Here is a 16,755-nt window from a genome sequence, read left to right on the forward strand (position 1 = left end):
TCACGTCGGATCGGGAAGCCGAGCGGCAGAAGAGAGGTCCGATGGCGGCAGACTTGGAAAGGCTCATCAGGAACCTCGGGATCACGGGGTCCGGTTACAGCGATGCGAACCCGCGGGAGCTGGCGATCGCCGCGCTGCGGAAGCGCGGCCCGGAAGCGGTCCCCGTGCTGATCTCGCGGCTGGACGGACTGCTGACCGCGTGGGCCGAGTACTTCGCGCGAGTCGACGCGGCGCTCAAGGTGTGGCGGCTGTGGTACGACGAGAGCGACCGGCTCTCGGCCGTGCACGGCCTCGGCGCCGACCTCGAGCGGTACCGCTCCATCCCGACGGCCTCCCTTCCCGACCGGCCGCCGCGCCCCGCAGACGACAGCCTGCTGATGGACGGACTGATCGGGGCCCTGCGCGGCATCGGGGACGCGCGCGCCGGAGCCGTCCTCTGCAAGGCGCTGACCGACCGCGTCGGCATCCATTCGGCGACCCTGGCGCTGCGCGAGATCCGGGTCGAAGGCGCGGAGCGGCACCTGCTCGACGCGGCGGCACAGGTCGAAATGGACGACAGGCAGTTCCGCGAACTCGTCGAGACCGCTCGCGACTACGGCGTCACCGCTTCCCACGCCAGGACGCGCTTCGCCGCGGAGCGGACCCCGGAGGGCCGGGTACGCCTGTGGCGCTTGGTGAACGAGCTCGCGACCGACGGAGCCGACCGCCTCGCGGTCGCGAAGATCCGGGATCCGCTGGTGTACATGGCGATGGACTCACCGCCCGGGCGGTGGGACGCGATGCGCCGGTTGAGCGAGTCCGGACTCCTCGGCGACGCCGGGGATCAAGAGCCCTGGGCACGCGAGTACGAGGCGCCGCCGTCGCCGGGGATCGTGAGCGCCGCGATCGCGCTGGCCGGGCGGGACGAGCCCGAAGGATTCGGGTACGAACTGCGGCACCGGGTCCGGCAGGTGGTCAAGAACCACAACGGCGAGTCGGCCGCCCCGGGCGTCCTCGCGGCGTTGGAGGAGCAGGCCTCCGGCGCATCGGCCGCGGAACTCGTCTTCACACTGGAGCTCGCGAAGTTCCTCGCGGCCAGGAACGACCTGCTGGACGACCCGATGGACCTGGTCAGGCCGCTCTATCGGCTGAGCCTCCACGCCGAGTCGGAGGTCAGGGAGCGCGCGCTCGGCGCGCTGCACCACGGCTGGACGCTCTTCGAGCTGATGACCCAGACCGATGCGGGGCGCCGCGAAGAGGCCACCATGATCTACGAGAAGACGGCCCGCCCCGAAGACCGGGTTCGCTACGAGACCTTCCTGTCCCTCAACCGTCCCTGGTGGAAGAAGGTCCTCCGGCTCAAGGGCGCGGCGCCTCGCCGCCGGTGAGCGCGGACGGCCGGTCCTCGCGATCGCAGAGGGAAGGCGCCGGCGGCGAGCGGTCGAACGCCGACGCCGGCCCCTTCGCCGCGGCCGTCATGCCGGCGTGTCGGGCATCGCCGTCGGGTCGTAGGCCAGCAGCTCCCAGCTGTGGCCGTCCGGGTCGTCCACGGCGCGGTTGTACAGCCAGCCCATGTCCTGCGCGGGACGGGGCTCGGCGCCGCCCGCCGCCACGGCCGCCTCGACGAGCCGGTCGACCTCCTCCTTCGACTCGGCGGCCAGTGCGTTGATCGCCTCGACCGTCCCGGAGGCGATCTCCTTGGTCGTGAACCCGGCGAACTGCTCGCGGGTCATGAGCTGCACGGCCACCGCCTCGCCGAGGACCACCTGCGCGGAGGTCTCGTCGGTGAACTGCTCGTTGAGGGTGCCGCCGAGCGCCAGATAGAACGCTTTGGCGGCCGCAAGGTCGCCGACGGGAAGGTTGACGTAGATCTGCGTGAACGCCATGGTGCTCTCCTGAATCCGAGTGCCGGTTCCTCCGGCCCGGTTCGAATCTACGGCCGCACCTCGGCATCGGTCTTGTACAGGAGCGACAGCATCTCCTCGTCCGTGGGCCGCTGGAGCTGCGTCGCCCGCCTGCCGACGAACCGGGCCAGCGAGCGCGCCAGGTGCGGCTGGTCGTGGTATCCGACCAGGTGCACGACGTCGGCCGCGGCCTCGCCCCGCCGCAGCAGCATGGCGGCCTGGCGGGCGCGCTCGATCTGGCGGATCGTGCCCTGCGTCAGTCCGGTGGCGGCGGCGACGCGGCGCTGGACGGACCGGGGCGTGACCAGCATCGGCGCGTCCCCGGCGAGTACGTCGGCCACCAGCGGGTCACGGACCAGCAGGCCGGCGCGGACCAGGCGGTCGACGAACGTCTCGGCGTTCTCGAAGCCGGGGATCTCCCATTCGTCGCCTTGCAGGACGAAGGTGCGGGCCGTCGTGCGCGGGCTCGCGACGCTCGTGTCCACGAGGTCGGGGACGGGCAGGCCCCGCAGGTACGCGCCGTGCCCGAAGATCACGCCGAGCGCGCCGCTCGGCTTGCCGCCCAGCGGGACCACCGTCGGGCGGGTCTCGGGGCCGCGCACCGACACGTGCGTGACGCCCTCGGACGTCCACGCGACGAGTTCCCAGTTCGAGTTGGCGACGGACACCATCCGCCGGGGCGCGGCCGCGCCGTACGAGCCCTCCTCGGACGCCTGGTAGACCCGCTCCACGTAGGGCGAGTCCGAGGGCCGGTGGTCCAGGCCCGGGACGTCCTCGGAGTGGTCGCGCGTCACGACTCGCATCGTATCGCCGACGCGGTTCGCGGTAGGGACTCCGGCCGATCCATCGGCGGACCGGCCGGAGCCCAGCGCCTGTCAGACGCGGGACCACTTCTGGTTGTCGCCGCTCCAGCAGCTGTAGAGCTGCACGGGCGAGCCGTTGGCGGTGTTGTAGACGTCCAGGCACGCGCTCGAATAGCCGACGCTGCGGATCGTGCCGTCCGATCCGAACGTCCACTTCTGTCCGTTCGCGTTGTTGCACGCGTTGATCTGCACCTGCGTCCCGTTGCTTCCCGAGGGCGCTTCGAGGCACCTGCCGAGAACCCGCAGCTCCTGCGCCGAGGTGTAGGTGAACTGCTGGTTCGCGCCCTCGTAGCAGGTGTACAGCTGGACCTTCACGTTGCTCGCGGTGCTGCCGCCGGGCACGTCGAGGCACTTGCCGGCCGAGGTGCTGCGCAGCAGGTCGGTCTCGCCGCCACCGCCTCCGCCGCCACCGCCGGAGCCGTCGGGGGCGACGGCGCGGCCGGTGCTCGGGGAGATCATGCCGGCGCACAGGCCCCGGGACTGGAGGTTGGCCTTGATCTGCGGGATCGCGTTGATGGTGTTCTGGTAGGCGTCGTGCATGAGGATGACGCCGCCGTTCTGGAGGGTGCTCGCGGCCTGGACGATCTGCGCGGTGCTTGCGCCGTTCCAGTCCTGCGAGTCGACGCTCCAGATGACCTCGGTGAGACCGTACTGGGCCTCGACGGACTTGAGGGTCGAGTTCGTCTCCCCGTACGGGGGCCGGAAGAGGTTCGGTGTGACGCCGGTGGCGCTCTGGATCGCCTGCTGGGTGCTGGAGATCTCCTGGGCCATCTGCGACGAGCTCATCTGCGTCATGTGCGGGTGCGTGTAGGAGTGGTTGGCGACCCACATGCCCGCGGTGACCTGCGCTCGGGCGAGCGCGGGATTGGCGGCCACCCGCTGCCCGGTGTTGAACATGGTGGCCCGCAACCCGTTGGAGGTCAAGGCGTTGAGCAGGCTGCTGGTGGTGCCGGGGTTGGGTCCGTCGTCGTAGGTCAGCGCGACGTAGCCGTTGCAGGTCTGGGCCTGCGCGGGGGCGGCGGCGACGCCGAGCACGACCGCGGCGGTGCCGAGGGCGACGACGAGGGCGGACAGGGTGGCGATGAGCGTCCTCATGCGACTTCGCATGACGAGCCTCCTTAGGGTGTCGACCGGAGGCGCCGGGCCGAGGGTGCCGGCGGCGGTCCGGGGGTACGGCGCATCAGTCTGCGTCGACGAGCTCCCAGGGGTGAGGCCCTAGTCGTCATGAGGGGATGACGGTGGATCGATGTCCCGTGGATGAACAGGAACGAACTCGATTATCCGGTCCGACCCGCTGGAAGACAAGGACTTCGACCTTCATGCCAATCGATCGACGTCGATATGTATGCGACCGGTCGGGGAGCGGGAGACGAACGGTCGGCGAACGGGGCGAACTGCCGCCGGTGACGGGCGTGCACGTCGGGTAGGGTGGGCCGCGGTGTGCCGGGAAGTCTGGTCGGCGAAGGTGATCGTCGACCCGAACGGAGCCCGCCCTCGTGCCCACCGACTCCAAGGAGCCCTGGAAGTCCGCCATCTGGCGGACCCGGCCCACGTTCCTCTACTCGCGCAAGCCCCTCGCCCGCTACGTCGGGCGCCCGGCCGCCGAGTTCCTGAAGATCGAGCCCGCCGCGGGCGTCGTCCTCGTCGTCTGCGCCGTCGCGGCGATGCTGTGGGCGAACTCGCCGTGGGCCGCCTCCTACGGTGCGGTGTGGGACCTGGACGTCACGATCGGCGTCGGCGGTTTCGAACTCCACCACACGCTGCGCGAATGGATCAACGACGGCCTGATGGCGATCTTCTTCTTCGTGGTCGGCATGGAGATCAAGTCGGAGATCGTCTCCGGCGAACTGCGCAGCGTCCGCAACGCCGTCGCACCCCTCGCCGGGGCGCTCGGCGGCATGGCCGTCCCCGCGCTCGTCTACGCCGCCTTCAACGCAGGCGGCCCGGGCGCCGCCGGCTGGGGCATCCCCATGGCCACCGACATCGCCTTCGCCGTCGGGGTCCTCGCGCTCTTCGGCTCCCGCATCCCCTCGGCCGCCAAGGTGTTCCTGCTGACCCTCGCCATCGTCGACGACCTCGGCGCGATCGCCGTCATCGCCGTCTTCTACACCGACGACCTCTCGATGCCCTGGCTCGGCGCCGCCGGCGCGATCCTCGCCCTGGCGGTCGTCCTGCGCCTGCTCAACGTCTGGTCGGCACCGGTGTACCTGATCGTGGGCATCGCGCTGTGGCTGGCGACCCTCGAATCGGGCATCCACGCCACCGTCGCGGGCGTCGCCATGGGTCTGATCATCTCCGCCAAACCGCTCCTGGACCCCGCTGCGGCCCATGCCAAAGCGCAGGAACTCGCCAAAGAGGGCCTGACCCCGGAGGAGACCGAGCACCTGGTCCGCCTCACCCGCGACGCCCAGCCGCCCACCCACCGCCTCCAGCACCGGCACCACCCCTTCTCCTCCTTCGTGGTGCTGCCGCTGTTCGCGCTGGCGAACGCCGGCGTCGCTCTCAGCGGGGATCTGCTGGGGGCCGCCGCCGCCTCGACGGTGACGATCGGCATCGTGCTGGGTCTGGTGGCGGGCAAGACCCTCGGCATCACCGCCGCGACCTGGCTCGTCGTCAAGACCGGCGCCGGCCGCATGCCGACGGGCACCTCGTGGCCGCTGATGATCGGCATCGCCGCCGTCGCCGGGATCGGGTTCACCGTCGCGCTGTTCATCACCGAACTCGCCTTCGGCGGCGCCGATACCGAGCTGCTCACCGACGAGGCGAAGATCGGCGTCCTCGTCGGGTCGGTGGCCGCAGCCCTGATCGGCGCCGCGATCGTGGCACTCGCCGCCCCGAAACGACGCCCGGACGCCTAGTCGGGTGCTTCGGCCTCGGTGACCGGGGACCACTCCAGCGGCTGCGACAGCACCATGCTGCTGCGGGGCCGGCCGTATCGGGCGAGCCGGTCGATGAACGACTCGAACGCCTCCATCGACGGCACCGCCGCCACCAGGGCCGAGCAGCCGTCGCCGGTGATGCGGAACAGTTGGCGGATCTGCGGCCAGGTCAGCACGTCGGGGTCGCGCAGCAGGCAGCGCGGTCCGTAGCAGTCCATGACGACCACCGCCTGGACCGGATGTCCGGCGCGTTCGGGCGCGACGTGCGCGTGGTAACCGCTGATCACCCCGCTCGCCTCCAGCCGGCGCACCCGCTCGGCGACCGTGGGCGCGGAGAGGTGCACGCGCCGGGCCAGTTCGTTGTACGAGAGCCGGGCGTCGTTCTGGAGCTCCTGGAGCAGCCGCCAGTCCATGCGGTCCATCGGATCTTCCATTCGCAAAGAGATGACGATGATCGGAATTCGATCATAAGCTGAATGGTCCGAGAACAGTTGTCTCTGCCCTTCTCATCGACGCGTCGGAGCGCAATAGTGTGATCATGAAATTGCCCGCGTTTCGCACGGTCTTCGAACCCTTCCGCATCCACTCGGTCGAGCCGATCAAGATGACCACCCCCGCCGACCGCAAGGCCCGCTTGGCGACGGCCTCGTACAACCTCTTCCAGCTGCGCTCCGAGGACGTGCTCATCGATCTCCTCACCGACTCCGGCACCGGCGCGATGAGCCGCGACCAGTGGGCCGCGATCCAGCGCGGCGACGAGTCCTACGCCGGGTCCCCGTCGTACTTCGTCTTCCGCGACGCGGTGCGGGACCTGTTCGACTTCGAGCACGTCATCCCGGTCCATCAAGGACGAGCCGCCGAGCGCATCCTCTTCTCGGTCCTCGGCGGCCCGGGGAAGGTCGTCCCGAACAACACCCACTTCGACACCACGCGCGCCAACGTGGAAGCCACCGGCGCGGCAGCCGTCGACCTGGTCATCGCCGAGGGCAGGGACCCGGCCTCGCTGCACCCGTTCAAGGGCAACATGGACCTGGCCGCGCTGGAGGCGCTGCTGACCGAACGCGGCGCCGACGTGCCCTGCGTGTTCGTCACCATCACCAACAACAGCGGTGGGGGACAACCGGTCTCGCTGGAGAACCTGCGCGGCGTGCGGGAACTGTGCGACCGGCACGGCAAGCTGCTGTTCCTGGACGCGTGCCGGTTCGCCGAGAACGCGTGGTTCATCCGCGAACGCGAGGGCGGCCAGGGCGAGCGCGACGTGGTCGACATCGTGCGCGACATCGCAGGCCTGGCCGACGGCATGACCATGAGCGCCAAGAAGGACCCGATGGGCAACATCGGCGGCTGGCTGGCCCTGGACGACCCGGACCTCGCGCAGGAGTGCCGGAACATGCTGGTCCTCACCGAGGGCTTCCCGACGTACGGGGGCCTGGCGGGCCGCGACCTCGAAGCGGTGGCCCAGGGGCTGAGCGAGGCCGTCGAGCACGACTACCTGCGCTACCGGATCGTCTCGACCGCCTATCTGGGCGAGGCGCTCCAGAAGATCGGGATGCCCGTCATCAGCCCGATCGGCGGCCACGCGGTCTACGTCGACGCCCGCGCGCTGCTGCCGAACATCGACCCGCTCCACTACCCCGGTCAGGCCCTCGCCGTGGCCCTGTACGAGCTGGGCGGGGTCCGCAGCTGCGAGATCGGGACGGTCATGTTCGGGCGCCGGCCCGACGGGGGAGAGGTGCCCGCGGCCATGGACCTGGTCCGACTGGCGATTCCGCGCCGCACCTACACGCAGAGCCACTTCGACTACGTCATCGAGGTCTGCGAGCGCCTGGTCGAACGCGCCCACCTGCTCCCGGGCTATCGGATCACCCAAGAGCCGAAGGCGTTGCGCCACTTCACCGCACAGTTCGAACCGATCACCCGGTGACATCGGCCGAACTCGCCCTTGCGCTCATCCGCGGCTACCGATAGAGTTTTGTGCACAGAAAAGTATGCACAAAGCTTGGAGCGGCCCATGCAGAACGGCGAACTCGACGCGATCGCGTCCTGGCTGGACGAGGCCCTGCCGTCACTGGTTGCGGCGCAACGGGTTCCGGGCGCCGTGGTCGGCGTGCTCCAGGGCGAACGCCTGGTGACCGCAACGGCCGGAGTGCTCAACCGCCGCACACGACAAGCGGTGACCGCCGATGCGCTTTTCCAAGTCGGGTCGATCACCAAGGCGTGGACCGCGACCTTGGTGATGCAGCTGGTGGACGAGGGCCTCGTCGAACTGGACGATCCGGTGCGCCGCCACCTGCCCGAGTTCCGGGTGGCCGACGAGGCGTCGAGCGCTGCGATAACGCTGCGTCAGCTGCTCAGTCACACCGCCGGTTTCGACGGCGACCACTTCGACGAGGCCGCGGGCGACCACGTGCTCGACCACTATCTCCGCGACGTGCTGCCGGGAGCGCCGCGACTGTTCGCGCCGGGCCGCATGTTCTCCTACTGCAACGGCGGATACAGCGTGCTCGGCCGCGTCCTGGAACGGCTGCGGGGGAGGCGCTACGCCCAAGTGGTGCAGCAGTACCTGGCCGAACCGCTCGGGCTCGGCAGCGTCGCGGCCTCGGCCGAGGAGGCGATCGCCATGCCGGTCGCCGTGGGGCACATCGGCACTGACCTCACGCCGAGTCGAAGATGGTCGGTGCCCGCGAACTTCGACCCGGCCGGCTGTCTCGCCATGCCGGTCGGCGACCTCCTCCGCTTCGCCAGGATGCACCTCGACGAGGGGGTGGCCGCGGGCGGCACCCGGATCCTGTCGGCGGACGCCTGCGCCGAGATGCGGACCGCGCAGACCCAAGAGCCGCCGGCGGTGACGGCGTTCGCGGCACCCAGCCTGGGCTGGTTCCTGCTCAGGGGCAACGGAGTCGTCGCGGCCGACGGCGGCACGATCGGGCAGCGTGCCTTCCTGCGGCTGATCCCGGAACGCGGGGTCGCCGTCGCTCTGCTCGCCAACGCCGGTACCGGCGAGGGGCTGCTCCGCCCTGTCCTGGGAGAGGTGCTCAGCCGCCTCGGCGCCGCCCACCGGCAGACCTCCGGGCCGTTCCCGGCACCCCAGGCGCTCGAGCCTTCGCGGATGGCGGGCCGCTACGAGTCCTCCGCGGGAAGGTTCATCGTGGAGACGGTCGATGAGCGCCTCGTCCTGCGCAGCGAGCCGGGCGCGTTCGACGTCATCTGCGACATGGCACCGCCGAGCGGAACGCTCACCGCCGCAAGGGGAGGCATCGACATCACCGACTCCAGCGGTGCGGTGGTCGGGCAATGCGTGTTCATCATGGACGGTGACCGCGCCGACCTGCTCCATGTCAACGGTCAAGCCGTGCCGCGTGTCGAGTGATCGTCGTCGACATCGACCGGAAAGGCGTGGAACTGCACCGCGACCCTCGCCGCGCCGGGCGATTCCTCGTCGGACGCGTACCGCTCGATGACCGCGCGGACCTCAGCGGTGAACTCGGCGAGTCGCTCGGCCGTCATGCCGAGCGTGTACGAGGAGTTCAGCGACGCGTCGATCCACTCCTCCGGCAAGGTCGGCGCCCTCCGCTGGAACGCGATCAACTCCTCCGCCCGCCGACGCGCCATCTCGTCCACCAGCAATGCGGCCGCAGGCTCGGCGTCGGCATCGACCAGGTCCGGCCGGAACGAGAAGCCGCCGGGAACGGTGCGCCACCAGCGCTCACGGCCCTTGCCCCGGCCCGGGCTGCGCCCCTCCGCATTCTCGATCAGGCCGCTGCCCGCGAGTTGCCGCAAGTGGTAGCTGATGACGCCGGTGTTGTGGCCGGTCCGCTCCGAAAGCTGCGTCGCCGTGGCAGGGCCGTGTTCACGCAGCAGCTCCCACAATTCGATCCGCAGCGGATGCGCCAACGCCTTCAGCGCAGCGGTGCTCAACTCCAGCGGCCCGGATCCGTCCATGGGCATCATCCTCACACGGCGGCGCCTGCCACGCCCGCGTGGACCCGTCTGCCTGCGGCGCTGCATCAACTTCCCGATCGCTGCTCCCCGGGGAGCAGCGCCGGTCCCCGATGATGGCGGGGCCGCCCGATCGCTCCGAACCTCGCGCCGTCGAAGGTCCGCCAATCGAATTTCGCTGCAAGGACAATGCTCGCCATTGCAAGGCTTCCGGGAATGACGGTGGCGAGGAAGGACAGCACCGAGTCCTGCCGGGCGTCGCTCCCGAGGTGGATGGCGGCCCTCGTCGTGAGCGGGACCAGGAGCAGCAACTCGGCGATCCAGCAGTAGAAGTAATTGAACGACCGTGGCGCAAGGTACATGTAGATGATGTTGAGGATCGTCAGCCAGGCCTGGCAGTAGATTCCGATCAGGCCAATGTGCAGGAGCGCGGCCCAGATGGAGTTCGCCTGCTCGACCGGCCAGAAGAAAGCCGACGACGGCGCCCAATCGTGCCCCACCGCCTTGCTGTCACCGGTGGCCGAGTCGTCTTCTGCGCCACCAGATCCGCCCGGGTCGGCCTCTTCCACAACCGAAGTGCCATGCGAGGCATCGGTTCCTCCGCCATGCGTCGAACGTATCCATTCCACGCCACCGAAATCAACGAAGACGGTGTAGAAAAGTGTGATCACGCCGAGCAAAATGCCAACTGCCCCTATGGTGACGCTTCGTTTCGTGTACTTCAGGGACGCTTCCTGGTTGTACCTGTCGTCGAGCACTCGCCGTTACCTTTGCGATCCGGGTCGGCAGTCTAGGCACTGCCGGTTTTGAAGGGGTGTGCCCAATCTACGGGTGGCCACAGCGTATTCGTGCGCTTTGCAACCCGTGTCGCGTTCATTTCTTCAGCCGGTAGCGCCGTGGCCCATCGACTTGAGAGGGCCGACACGCTCTCGCGCCCCGTCTAGGACGAGGAGAACTGGCGGCGGTAGCTGGTGGGCGTGGTGGCGAGTTGGAGGCGGAAGTGCTGGCGCAGTGCGGCGGCGCCGCCGAATCCGCTGCGGCGGGCGATCTCCTCGATCGAGAGGGTCGTGCCCTCCAGCAGCTCCTGCGCCCGCTGGACCCGCTTCGCGAGCAGCCATTGCATTGGGGCGGAACCGGTCTGGTCGTGAAAGTGCCGGTTCAGCGTGCGGATGCTCAACCCGGCCCGGCGGCCGATCTCCGCAAGGGTGAGCGGGCGGTCGAGATTGGCGGTCATCCACTGCATGATCTCGGCCAGCGACCCCTCGTCGGTCACCGCGCGGTCCGAGGCGATGAACTGCGCCTGGCCGCCGCTGCGGTGCGGTGACATGACGAGACGTCGCGCCGCCTGGGCCGCGACCGCGGCGCCGTGGTCCATGCGGATCATGTGCAGGCACAAGTCGACTCCCGCCGCCACGCCCGCGCTGGTCAGGACGTCGCCGCCGTCGATGTAGAGCGCCGCGGCGTCGAATCGCACGCGCGGGAACCGGGCGGACAAGGCCGCGGCATGGCGCCAGTGCGTGGTGGCGTCGCGCCCGTCGAGTAGTCCGGCCTCGGCCAGGATTCCCGCGCCGGTGCAGATCGAGGCGATCCGCCGCCCCTGCTCGTTCGCCCGGCGCAGTGCTGCGACGACGTCCGGGGGCACCGGGCCGGACGAATCGTGCGCGGGGACCACGATCGTGTCGGCCTCGAGCAGTTCACCGAGCCCGTACGGCGGCGTCATGGTGAACAGGGCGTCCCCGGCGGCGCTGACCTGCACTCGTCCGGGTCCGCAGACGCGCACCGAGTACAGCGGTGCGTCCCGGCCGTCCATCGATCTCGCCGATCCGAATACCTGTCCCGCAGTCGCCAACTCGAAGCCGACGACGTGGTCCATCGCCAGTACCGACACGAGGTGCATGGCAAATATCTTACGTATCTTGTCAATCGTGCCACTCGTGCGAGACCGCCGCTCGGACCACGATGGTCACCGACGGCAATTCGAGCAGGAGGGCAAGACCCATGCGTGTCGAGATCCTGATGTACCCCGGCGTCTCCGAAGTGGACGCCGTCATGGCGCTGCACGTCTTCCAAGTCGCCGCCAGGCGCGGCGCAGATGTCGAGTCGGCGCTGGTCACCGCGTCCGATGGTGCCGAGATCGAGGGAGCCGACGCGGTGCGGTTCACCGGCCTGCCGACCTGGCGGCCCGCCGAGACCGACGTCCTGCTGGTGTGCGGCGGCTGGATCCACGAGGTCATCGCCGACGGGACCGTTCCGAGGCAGATCGCCGAGGCGCGCCGCCTGGCCGGCCCCGGTCAGATCCTGGGCGGCGTCTGCGCCGGCGCCGTCATCCTCGGCGCCGCCGGACTCCTGCAAGGCCGTCCTGCCACGACCCACCACGCCGCGTTCGCCGACCTGTCGAAGTACACCGAGGTCGTCGATGCCCGCATCGTCGACGACGGCGACGTCGTCACCGCGGGCGGCGGTCCGCTCTCAGGGTTCGACCTGCCCCTGTACCTGCTCGAACGGGAGCTGGGCGAACCGCGTCTGGCGGCCGAGATCGAACAGTTCATCGAGCACGACCGCCGCGGCACCGTCTGGCGCTGAGTCGAGCACGAGGAGCGTGGGGAGCCCTCGCGTTTCGAGTTCCGGGCGGAGTCCGTCGCAGGACCGAACGGGGGCGACCCGCCCGGCTGCAAAGGCGAAGGGTCAGCGGCGGGCGCTGGACAGCGCCCGTTCCCGTTCGATGAAGTCCGCCATTTCGGCCGCGAAGACCTCGGGGTCGGCGGCGTCGAACCCGCTGGTGCCGCCGGTCGAGCCCACCGCGGCCGAGACCTGGCCGACGTCGGTGGAGGTCATCTCGGCGACCACGTCGCAACTCGCAATGCAGAAGAGGGAGAGCGTGTACCCCTGGCCGCGGAACGCATCCCGCAGGACCCGTGCACGAGAGGGCACGATGTCGCCGAGTCCAGGCCAGACGATGACGTTCGGGGTCGGGTTCAGCACGTGAAGTCCTATCTGTTCAGTCTGGAAATGCAACGTGAGATTGTGGGCGCACTCGCTTCAACATGCGTACCAGGATCTGCGTTGCCGCAGCTCACCAACAATCATAACTCGCGAAACCCGACCTACCGCCCGCTGGCGGCAAGTTACTTAAGCCAACACTTGACTTTCTGGTTCCGACGGCTATGGTCAAGCGCATGCTTAAGTATGAGGCGGAGGCCGTGGACCGGGTGTTCCACGCTGTCGCGGACGCGAATCGGCGGGCGATCATCGAGCGCCTGACCCGCAGCCCGGCCACCGTGAGCGAGCTGGCGGCCCTGCTCGGGGTGACCGTGGCCGCGACCGTCCAGCACCTGCGGGTGCTGCAGGACAGCGAGCTGGTGAGTTCGGAGAAGGTCGGGCGGGTCCGCACCTGCCGGATCGATCCGGCGGGCCTGCACAACGCCGAGGCGTGGTTGACGCGCCAGCGCACGGCGTGGGAGCTCCGCCTCGACCGCCTCGGCGCGGTTCTCGGCGACGAGGCGAAGGAGTCGGGACGATGAACGATCATTCGGTCAAGCACGGCACGTTCACGCTGGAGCGGACCTACGCCGCCTCGCCCGCCGCGGTCTTCGCGGCCTGGTCCGACCGCGACACGAAGGCCGAGTAGTTCGCGGCGAGGACGACCGCTGCACGCCGGACTTCCGGATCGGCGGCACCGAGGCCGTGCGTGGCGGCGAAGAGACCGGCCTCGTGGCGAGGAGCGTCTACCGCGACATCGTCCCCGTCGGCTCGACGTCCTTCTTCGATCGATGATCAAACGATTGCGCATCCGTTGAATTTGTGCGATCCTCACGATCAATCGATCCGAACCCGTCGTCAAGGAGGCAGCCGTGCTCGTCGCGCACTACGCAGGAAACCGGACCATGACCGTGGGACGGGCCGAACCGAATCCGCCGGGGTTCGGCCAGGTGCAGATCGCCGTGGCGTTCAACGGCATCTGCGGCACCGACCTGCACATCCTCAGCGGGCACATGGACGCGCGCGTCGCCATGCCCGCGATCATCGGCCACGAGATGAGCGGGACGATCAGCGCGCTCGGCGAGGGCGTCGACGGCTGGGCGGTCGGCGACCCGGTCACGGTCATGCCCCTGGCCTGGGACGGGACCTGCCCCGCCTGCCTCGCGGGGAACCGCCACATCTGCCAGAACCTCGACTTCGTCGGCATCGACTCGCCCGGCGCGCTCCAGGGCCGCTGGAACGTCGACGCCGGACTCCTCGTGGCCCTGCCCCCCTCGCTCTCCCTGCGGCACGCGGCCCTGGTCGAGCCCACCGCCGTCGCCGTCCACGACGTCCACCGCTCCGAACTCGAACCCGGCCAGAAGGCCGTCGTCATCGGCGGCGGCCCCATCGGCCTGCTCATCGCAGCCGTCTCCCGCTCCTGCGGCGGCGACGTCGTCGTGATCGAACTCGATCCCGGTCGCCGCCAACGCATCGCCGACCTCGGTTACACCGTCCTCGACCCTCGCGACGACACGGTCGGCTGGGTCGAGGAGTGGACCGGGGGAGCGGGCGCCGACGTGGTCTTCGAGGTCTCCGGCGCCGCCGCGGCAGTGCTCGGCGCGGTCGACTACGCGAAGGTCCGCGGCACGCTCGTCGTCGTCGCGATCCACCCCGAGCCGCGACCGGTCAACCTCCAGCGGATCTTCTGGCGCGAACTGCGCCTCCTCGGCGCCCGCGTCTACCAGCGCGAGGACTTCGAGACGGCCGTCGCCCTCCTCGAAGCCGGCGAGATCCCCGCCGACGCCCTCATCACCGAGACCGTGCCCCTCGCCGAGATCCAGTCCGCGTTCGACACTCTCACCGCCGGCGCGGCCATGAAGATCCTCATCGACGTCCAGTCCGGACAGGAGACCGCATGAACCCCTTCGACCTCACCGGCCGCCTCGCCGTCGTCACCGGCGCGCGGCGCGGCATCGGCTTCGCCATGGCCGAGGCCCTCGCGGCGGCCGGCGCCGACATCATCGGCGTCAGCGCGACCATCGAACCCGACTCCGCGATCGAGCGGCGCGTCACCGCCCTCGGTCGCGCCTTCAAGGCGATCCCCGCCGACTTCAACGACCCGGGCGCCGTCGCCCGCCTCGCCGAGGCGCTCGCGACCGAACCCGTCGACATCCTCGTCAACAACGCCGGCACCATCCGCCGCGCCCCCGCCGCCGAGCACTCCGACGCGTACTGGGACGAGGTCCTCCAGGTCAACCTCACCAGCCAGTTCGCCCTCACCAGGGCCGTCGGCGCGGCCATGCTCGAGCGCGGCCGCGGGAAGATCATCTTCACCGCCTCGCTCCTGAGCTTCCAGGGCGGCATCAACGTGCCCGGCTACGCCGCCGCCAAGTCCGGCATCGCCGGGCTGACGCGGGCGCTCGCGAACGAGTGGACGGCCCGCGGCGTCACGGTCAACGCCATCGCCCCCGGCTACATCGCCACCGACAACACCCAAGCGCTGCAAGACGATCCGGACCGCTCACGTGCGATCCTCGAACGCATCCCGGCCGGCCGCTGGGGCCGCCCCGACGACCTCGCCGGCGCGACCGTGTTCCTGGCCAGCGGCGCCTCCGACTACGTCTCGGGCACGGTCATCCCCGTCGACGGCGGCTGGCTCGGCCGCTAAGGCTCGCGAGAGGTCACCGGCGGTGCGCCGGTGACCCGGACGTTCCACTTCGGGCTCGAGGGAGGGACGCTTCAGGCGAGCTCGAATCATCAGATCTTTGATGGCGAGGCGCCGGATCCCTCATCTGTCGCCGACGCCGAAACGGACGGCCGCATCGTGCTTGACCGCGGCCGCTCGTCGCCGTTCGACATGTGCGCGTCTTGCAGCACTTTCCACGCGTCATGGTGAGAATCGACCACAACTCGGTTAGTTTGGCCAACCACGGCACCTGGCCGATCTCATTACGATCGCTCGGTGACCGAATCCCTTTCTCCCGTGTCCGCCGGTGGGCCCGAAGCCGCATACGTCGAACGAATCGAACCAGGGAGCGGGCGGCTGGCGTCGCGCGCGGCGCTCGCCACCGATGCTCCGGCGATCCCCCTCGACGGCGACTGGCAGTTCAGGTGGTGCGCGGGACTGCACGACCTCACCATCGGCTTCGAGGCGCCGGAGTTCGACGCGAGCGGCTGGGACACGCTCGCCGTGCCGTCGATGTGGCAGATGCACGACCTCGACGGTGAAGCGCCGTACGGGAAGCCGCAGTACACGAACATCTACTACCCGTTCCCGGTCGATCCGCCGCGGGTGCCCGATGCGAACCCGACCGGCGAGTACCGGCGGACCTTCGAACTGCCGAGCGAGTGGCCCGAAGATGGGCGTGCCGTGCTCCGGTTCGAAGGGGTCGATTCCTGTTTCGCGCTATGGCTCAACGGGGTCCTCCTCGGTGATGGGAAGGGTTCGCGGTTGCCGACCGAGTTCGATGCCACGCCGCTGCTTCGCGAGGGCGAGAACGTGCTCGCGGTGCGTGTGCATCAGTGGTCGGCGGCGTCGTATCTGGAGGACCAGGACATGTGGTGGCTGTCGGGGATCTTCCGACCGGTCACGCTCGTGCACCGCCCCGAAGGCGGTGTCGAGGACGTGTTCGCTCACGCCGGTTTCGATCACCTGACAGGAATCGGGACGCTGCGGGTGGAAGCGCCCGAAGGCGCCCGGGTCACCGTCCCCGAACTGGGCATCGACATCGCCGCGAACGAAACCGTCCAGGTGCCGGTCGAGCCGTGGACGGCGGAGACCCCGCGTCTGTACGAAGCCGAAGTCGCCACCGCCACCGAGCGCGTCAGCCTGCGCATCGGGTTCCGCACCGTCAAGATCAAGGACGGACTGCTCAAGGTCAACGGCCGACGCATTCTCTTTCGCGGGGTCAACCGTCACGAGTGGGACCCTGACACCGGCCGCACCCTGTCGGTCGAGACGATGCGCCGCGACCTCGAACTCATGAAGCGGCACAACGTCAATGCCGTGCGTACCAGCCACTATCCGCCGGATCGGCGCTTCCTGGACCTGTGCGACGAGCTCGGCGTCTGGGTCATCGACGAATGCGACCTCGAAACACACGGCTTCGATTTCCTCAGTCTCCGGGAGAATCCGGCGAAGGACCCCGCCTGGCGTGAGGCGTGCCTCGACCGCATGGCGCGCATGGTCGAACGCGACAAGAACCATCCGAGCGTCATCATGTGGTCCCT

The 16,755-nt window shown here is 69.5% G+C and carries 17 protein-coding genes; 9 read left to right on the plus strand and 8 right to left on the minus strand.

The genetic code is table 11. The features are described from left to right. Positions 1-41 precede the first annotated feature (41 nt). Positions 42-1,367: a hypothetical protein gene (locus BLQ63_RS26195; RefSeq protein ID WP_143015106.1), complete on the plus strand. Its 1,326-nt coding sequence runs from the start codon at positions 42-44 to the stop codon at positions 1,365-1,367. An 87-nt stretch (positions 1,368-1,454) separates the two neighbouring features. Here BLQ63_RS26195 and BLQ63_RS26200 read toward each other — a convergent pair whose 3' ends face one another. The 3 genes from BLQ63_RS26200 to BLQ63_RS26210 form a co-directional block, all read right to left on the minus strand. Next, positions 1,455-1,865, minus strand: a complete 411-nt coding sequence (locus BLQ63_RS26200) for a VOC family protein (protein ID WP_091040493.1) — start codon at positions 1,863-1,865, stop codon at positions 1,455-1,457. Between the two features lie 47 nt (positions 1,866-1,912). Then, a complete protein-coding gene (locus tag BLQ63_RS26205) occupies positions 1,913-2,677 on the minus strand; it encodes a helix-turn-helix domain-containing protein (RefSeq protein ID WP_218125517.1) in 765 nt (254 codons plus the stop codon). 81 nt (positions 2,678-2,758) lie between these two features. Beyond that, a complete protein-coding gene (locus BLQ63_RS26210) occupies positions 2,759-3,853 on the minus strand; it encodes a polysaccharide deacetylase family protein (protein WP_091040494.1) in 1,095 nt (364 codons plus the stop codon). A gap of 389 nt (positions 3,854-4,242) precedes the next feature. Here BLQ63_RS26210 and nhaA point away from each other — a divergent pair, with 389 nt between their 5' ends. Then, on the plus strand, positions 4,243-5,604 hold the full coding sequence (gene nhaA / locus BLQ63_RS26215) for a Na+/H+ antiporter NhaA (RefSeq protein WP_218125518.1): 1,362 nt from the start codon (positions 4,243-4,245) through the stop codon (positions 5,602-5,604). On the opposite strand, the gene BLQ63_RS26220 is transcribed toward nhaA, so the two are convergent. After that, positions 5,601-6,047: an Lrp/AsnC family transcriptional regulator gene (locus BLQ63_RS26220; protein WP_091040495.1), complete on the minus strand. Its 447-nt coding sequence runs from the start codon at positions 6,045-6,047 to the stop codon at positions 5,601-5,603. The two genes, nhaA and BLQ63_RS26220, sit on opposite strands and share 4 nt — an antisense overlap. A 116-nt stretch (positions 6,048-6,163) precedes the next feature. Here BLQ63_RS26220 and BLQ63_RS26225 point away from each other — a divergent pair, with 116 nt between their 5' ends. After that, the gene (locus BLQ63_RS26225) at positions 6,164-7,549 is read left to right on the plus strand and encodes a tryptophanase (protein ID WP_091040509.1); all 1,386 of its coding nucleotides are present in this window, start codon (positions 6,164-6,166) and stop codon (positions 7,547-7,549) included. Between the two features lie 87 nt (positions 7,550-7,636). Next, complete coding sequence (locus BLQ63_RS26230) at positions 7,637-8,995, plus strand: serine hydrolase domain-containing protein (RefSeq protein ID WP_091040496.1); 1,359 nt, start codon at positions 7,637-7,639, stop codon at positions 8,993-8,995. Here BLQ63_RS26230 and BLQ63_RS26235 read toward each other — a convergent pair. The 3 genes from BLQ63_RS26235 to BLQ63_RS26245 form a co-directional block, all read right to left on the minus strand. Continuing rightward, the gene (locus tag BLQ63_RS26235; RefSeq protein ID WP_218125519.1) at positions 8,971-9,567 is read right to left on the minus strand and encodes an ArsR/SmtB family transcription factor; all 597 of its coding nucleotides are present in this window, start codon (positions 9,565-9,567) and stop codon (positions 8,971-8,973) included. The genes BLQ63_RS26230 and BLQ63_RS26235 overlap by 25 nt on opposite strands. Before the next feature lie 65 nt (positions 9,568-9,632). After that, positions 9,633-10,322, minus strand: a complete 690-nt coding sequence (locus tag BLQ63_RS26240; RefSeq protein ID WP_091040498.1) for a hypothetical protein — start codon at positions 10,320-10,322, stop codon at positions 9,633-9,635. A 182-nt stretch (positions 10,323-10,504) separates the two neighbouring features. Next, positions 10,505-11,461 carry a GlxA family transcriptional regulator gene (locus tag BLQ63_RS26245; RefSeq protein WP_091040499.1) on the minus strand — a complete coding sequence of 319 codons (957 nt, stop codon included), beginning with the start codon at positions 11,459-11,461 and terminating at the stop codon, positions 10,505-10,507. Positions 11,462-11,562: 101 nt separating this feature from the next. On the opposite strand from BLQ63_RS26245, the gene BLQ63_RS26250 reads away from it, so the two are divergent. Further along, positions 11,563-12,147, plus strand: coding sequence for a DJ-1/PfpI family protein (locus BLQ63_RS26250; RefSeq protein WP_091040500.1), 585 nt, complete (start codon positions 11,563-11,565; stop codon positions 12,145-12,147). Positions 12,148-12,249: 102 nt separating this feature from the next. Here the strand turns inward: BLQ63_RS26250 and BLQ63_RS26255 are convergent, their stop codons facing one another. Then, positions 12,250-12,546, minus strand: coding sequence for a hypothetical protein (locus BLQ63_RS26255; RefSeq protein WP_091040501.1), 297 nt, complete (start codon positions 12,544-12,546; stop codon positions 12,250-12,252). Between the two features lie 194 nt (positions 12,547-12,740). On the opposite strand from BLQ63_RS26255, the gene BLQ63_RS26260 reads away from it, so the two are divergent. The 4 genes from BLQ63_RS26260 to BLQ63_RS26275 all read left to right on the plus strand — a co-directional run. Next, positions 12,741-13,085: an ArsR/SmtB family transcription factor gene (locus tag BLQ63_RS26260; protein WP_091040510.1), complete on the plus strand. Its 345-nt coding sequence runs from the start codon at positions 12,741-12,743 to the stop codon at positions 13,083-13,085. 363 nt (positions 13,086-13,448) lie between these two features. Then, a complete protein-coding gene (locus BLQ63_RS26265; protein WP_091040511.1) occupies positions 13,449-14,444 on the plus strand; it encodes a zinc-dependent alcohol dehydrogenase in 996 nt (331 codons plus the stop codon). Next, on the plus strand, positions 14,441-15,193 hold the full coding sequence (locus BLQ63_RS26270; protein WP_091040502.1) for an SDR family oxidoreductase: 753 nt from the start codon (positions 14,441-14,443) through the stop codon (positions 15,191-15,193). The genes BLQ63_RS26265 and BLQ63_RS26270 overlap by 4 nt, the downstream gene beginning before the upstream one ends. Before the next feature lie 294 nt (positions 15,194-15,487). After that, the coding region (locus BLQ63_RS26275) for a glycoside hydrolase family 2 TIM barrel-domain containing protein (RefSeq protein WP_281188268.1) at positions 15,488-16,755 on the plus strand (1,268 nt) is incomplete at its 3' end.

This window comes from Glycomyces harbinensis (assembly GCF_900101745.1).
In the GTDB taxonomy this organism is placed as follows: domain Bacteria; phylum Actinomycetota; class Actinomycetes; order Mycobacteriales; family Micromonosporaceae; genus Glycomyces; species Glycomyces harbinensis.

Bases quoted from the DNA above. Each gene is read 5' to 3' on its own strand.
- BLQ63_RS26260 (WP_091040510.1), top strand. From the start codon at position 12,741: ATGCTTAAGTATGAGGCGGAGGCCGTGGACCGGGTGTTCCACGCTGTC.
- BLQ63_RS26225 (WP_091040509.1), top strand. From the start codon at position 6,164: ATGAAATTGCCCGCGTTTCGCACGGTCTTCGAACCCTTCCGCATCCAC.
- BLQ63_RS26270 (WP_091040502.1), top strand. From the start codon at position 14,441: ATGAACCCCTTCGACCTCACCGGCCGCCTCGCCGTCGTCACCGGCGCG.
- BLQ63_RS26220 (WP_091040495.1), bottom strand. From the start codon at position 6,047: ATGGACCGCATGGACTGGCGGCTGCTCCAGGAGCTCCAGAACGACGCC.
- BLQ63_RS26250 (WP_091040500.1), top strand. From the start codon at position 11,563: ATGCGTGTCGAGATCCTGATGTACCCCGGCGTCTCCGAAGTGGACGCC.
- BLQ63_RS26235 (WP_218125519.1), bottom strand. From the start codon at position 9,567: ATGGACGGATCCGGGCCGCTGGAGTTGAGCACCGCTGCGCTGAAGGCG.
- BLQ63_RS26230 (WP_091040496.1), top strand. From the start codon at position 7,637: ATGCAGAACGGCGAACTCGACGCGATCGCGTCCTGGCTGGACGAGGCC.
- BLQ63_RS26200 (WP_091040493.1), bottom strand. From the start codon at position 1,865: ATGGCGTTCACGCAGATCTACGTCAACCTTCCCGTCGGCGACCTTGCG.
- BLQ63_RS26265 (WP_091040511.1), top strand. From the start codon at position 13,449: ATGACCGTGGGACGGGCCGAACCGAATCCGCCGGGGTTCGGCCAGGTG.
- BLQ63_RS26245 (WP_091040499.1), bottom strand. From the start codon at position 11,461: ATGCACCTCGTGTCGGTACTGGCGATGGACCACGTCGTCGGCTTCGAG.
- BLQ63_RS26210 (WP_091040494.1), bottom strand. From the start codon at position 3,853: ATGCGAAGTCGCATGAGGACGCTCATCGCCACCCTGTCCGCCCTCGTC.
- BLQ63_RS26195 (WP_143015106.1), top strand. From the start codon at position 42: ATGGCGGCAGACTTGGAAAGGCTCATCAGGAACCTCGGGATCACGGGG.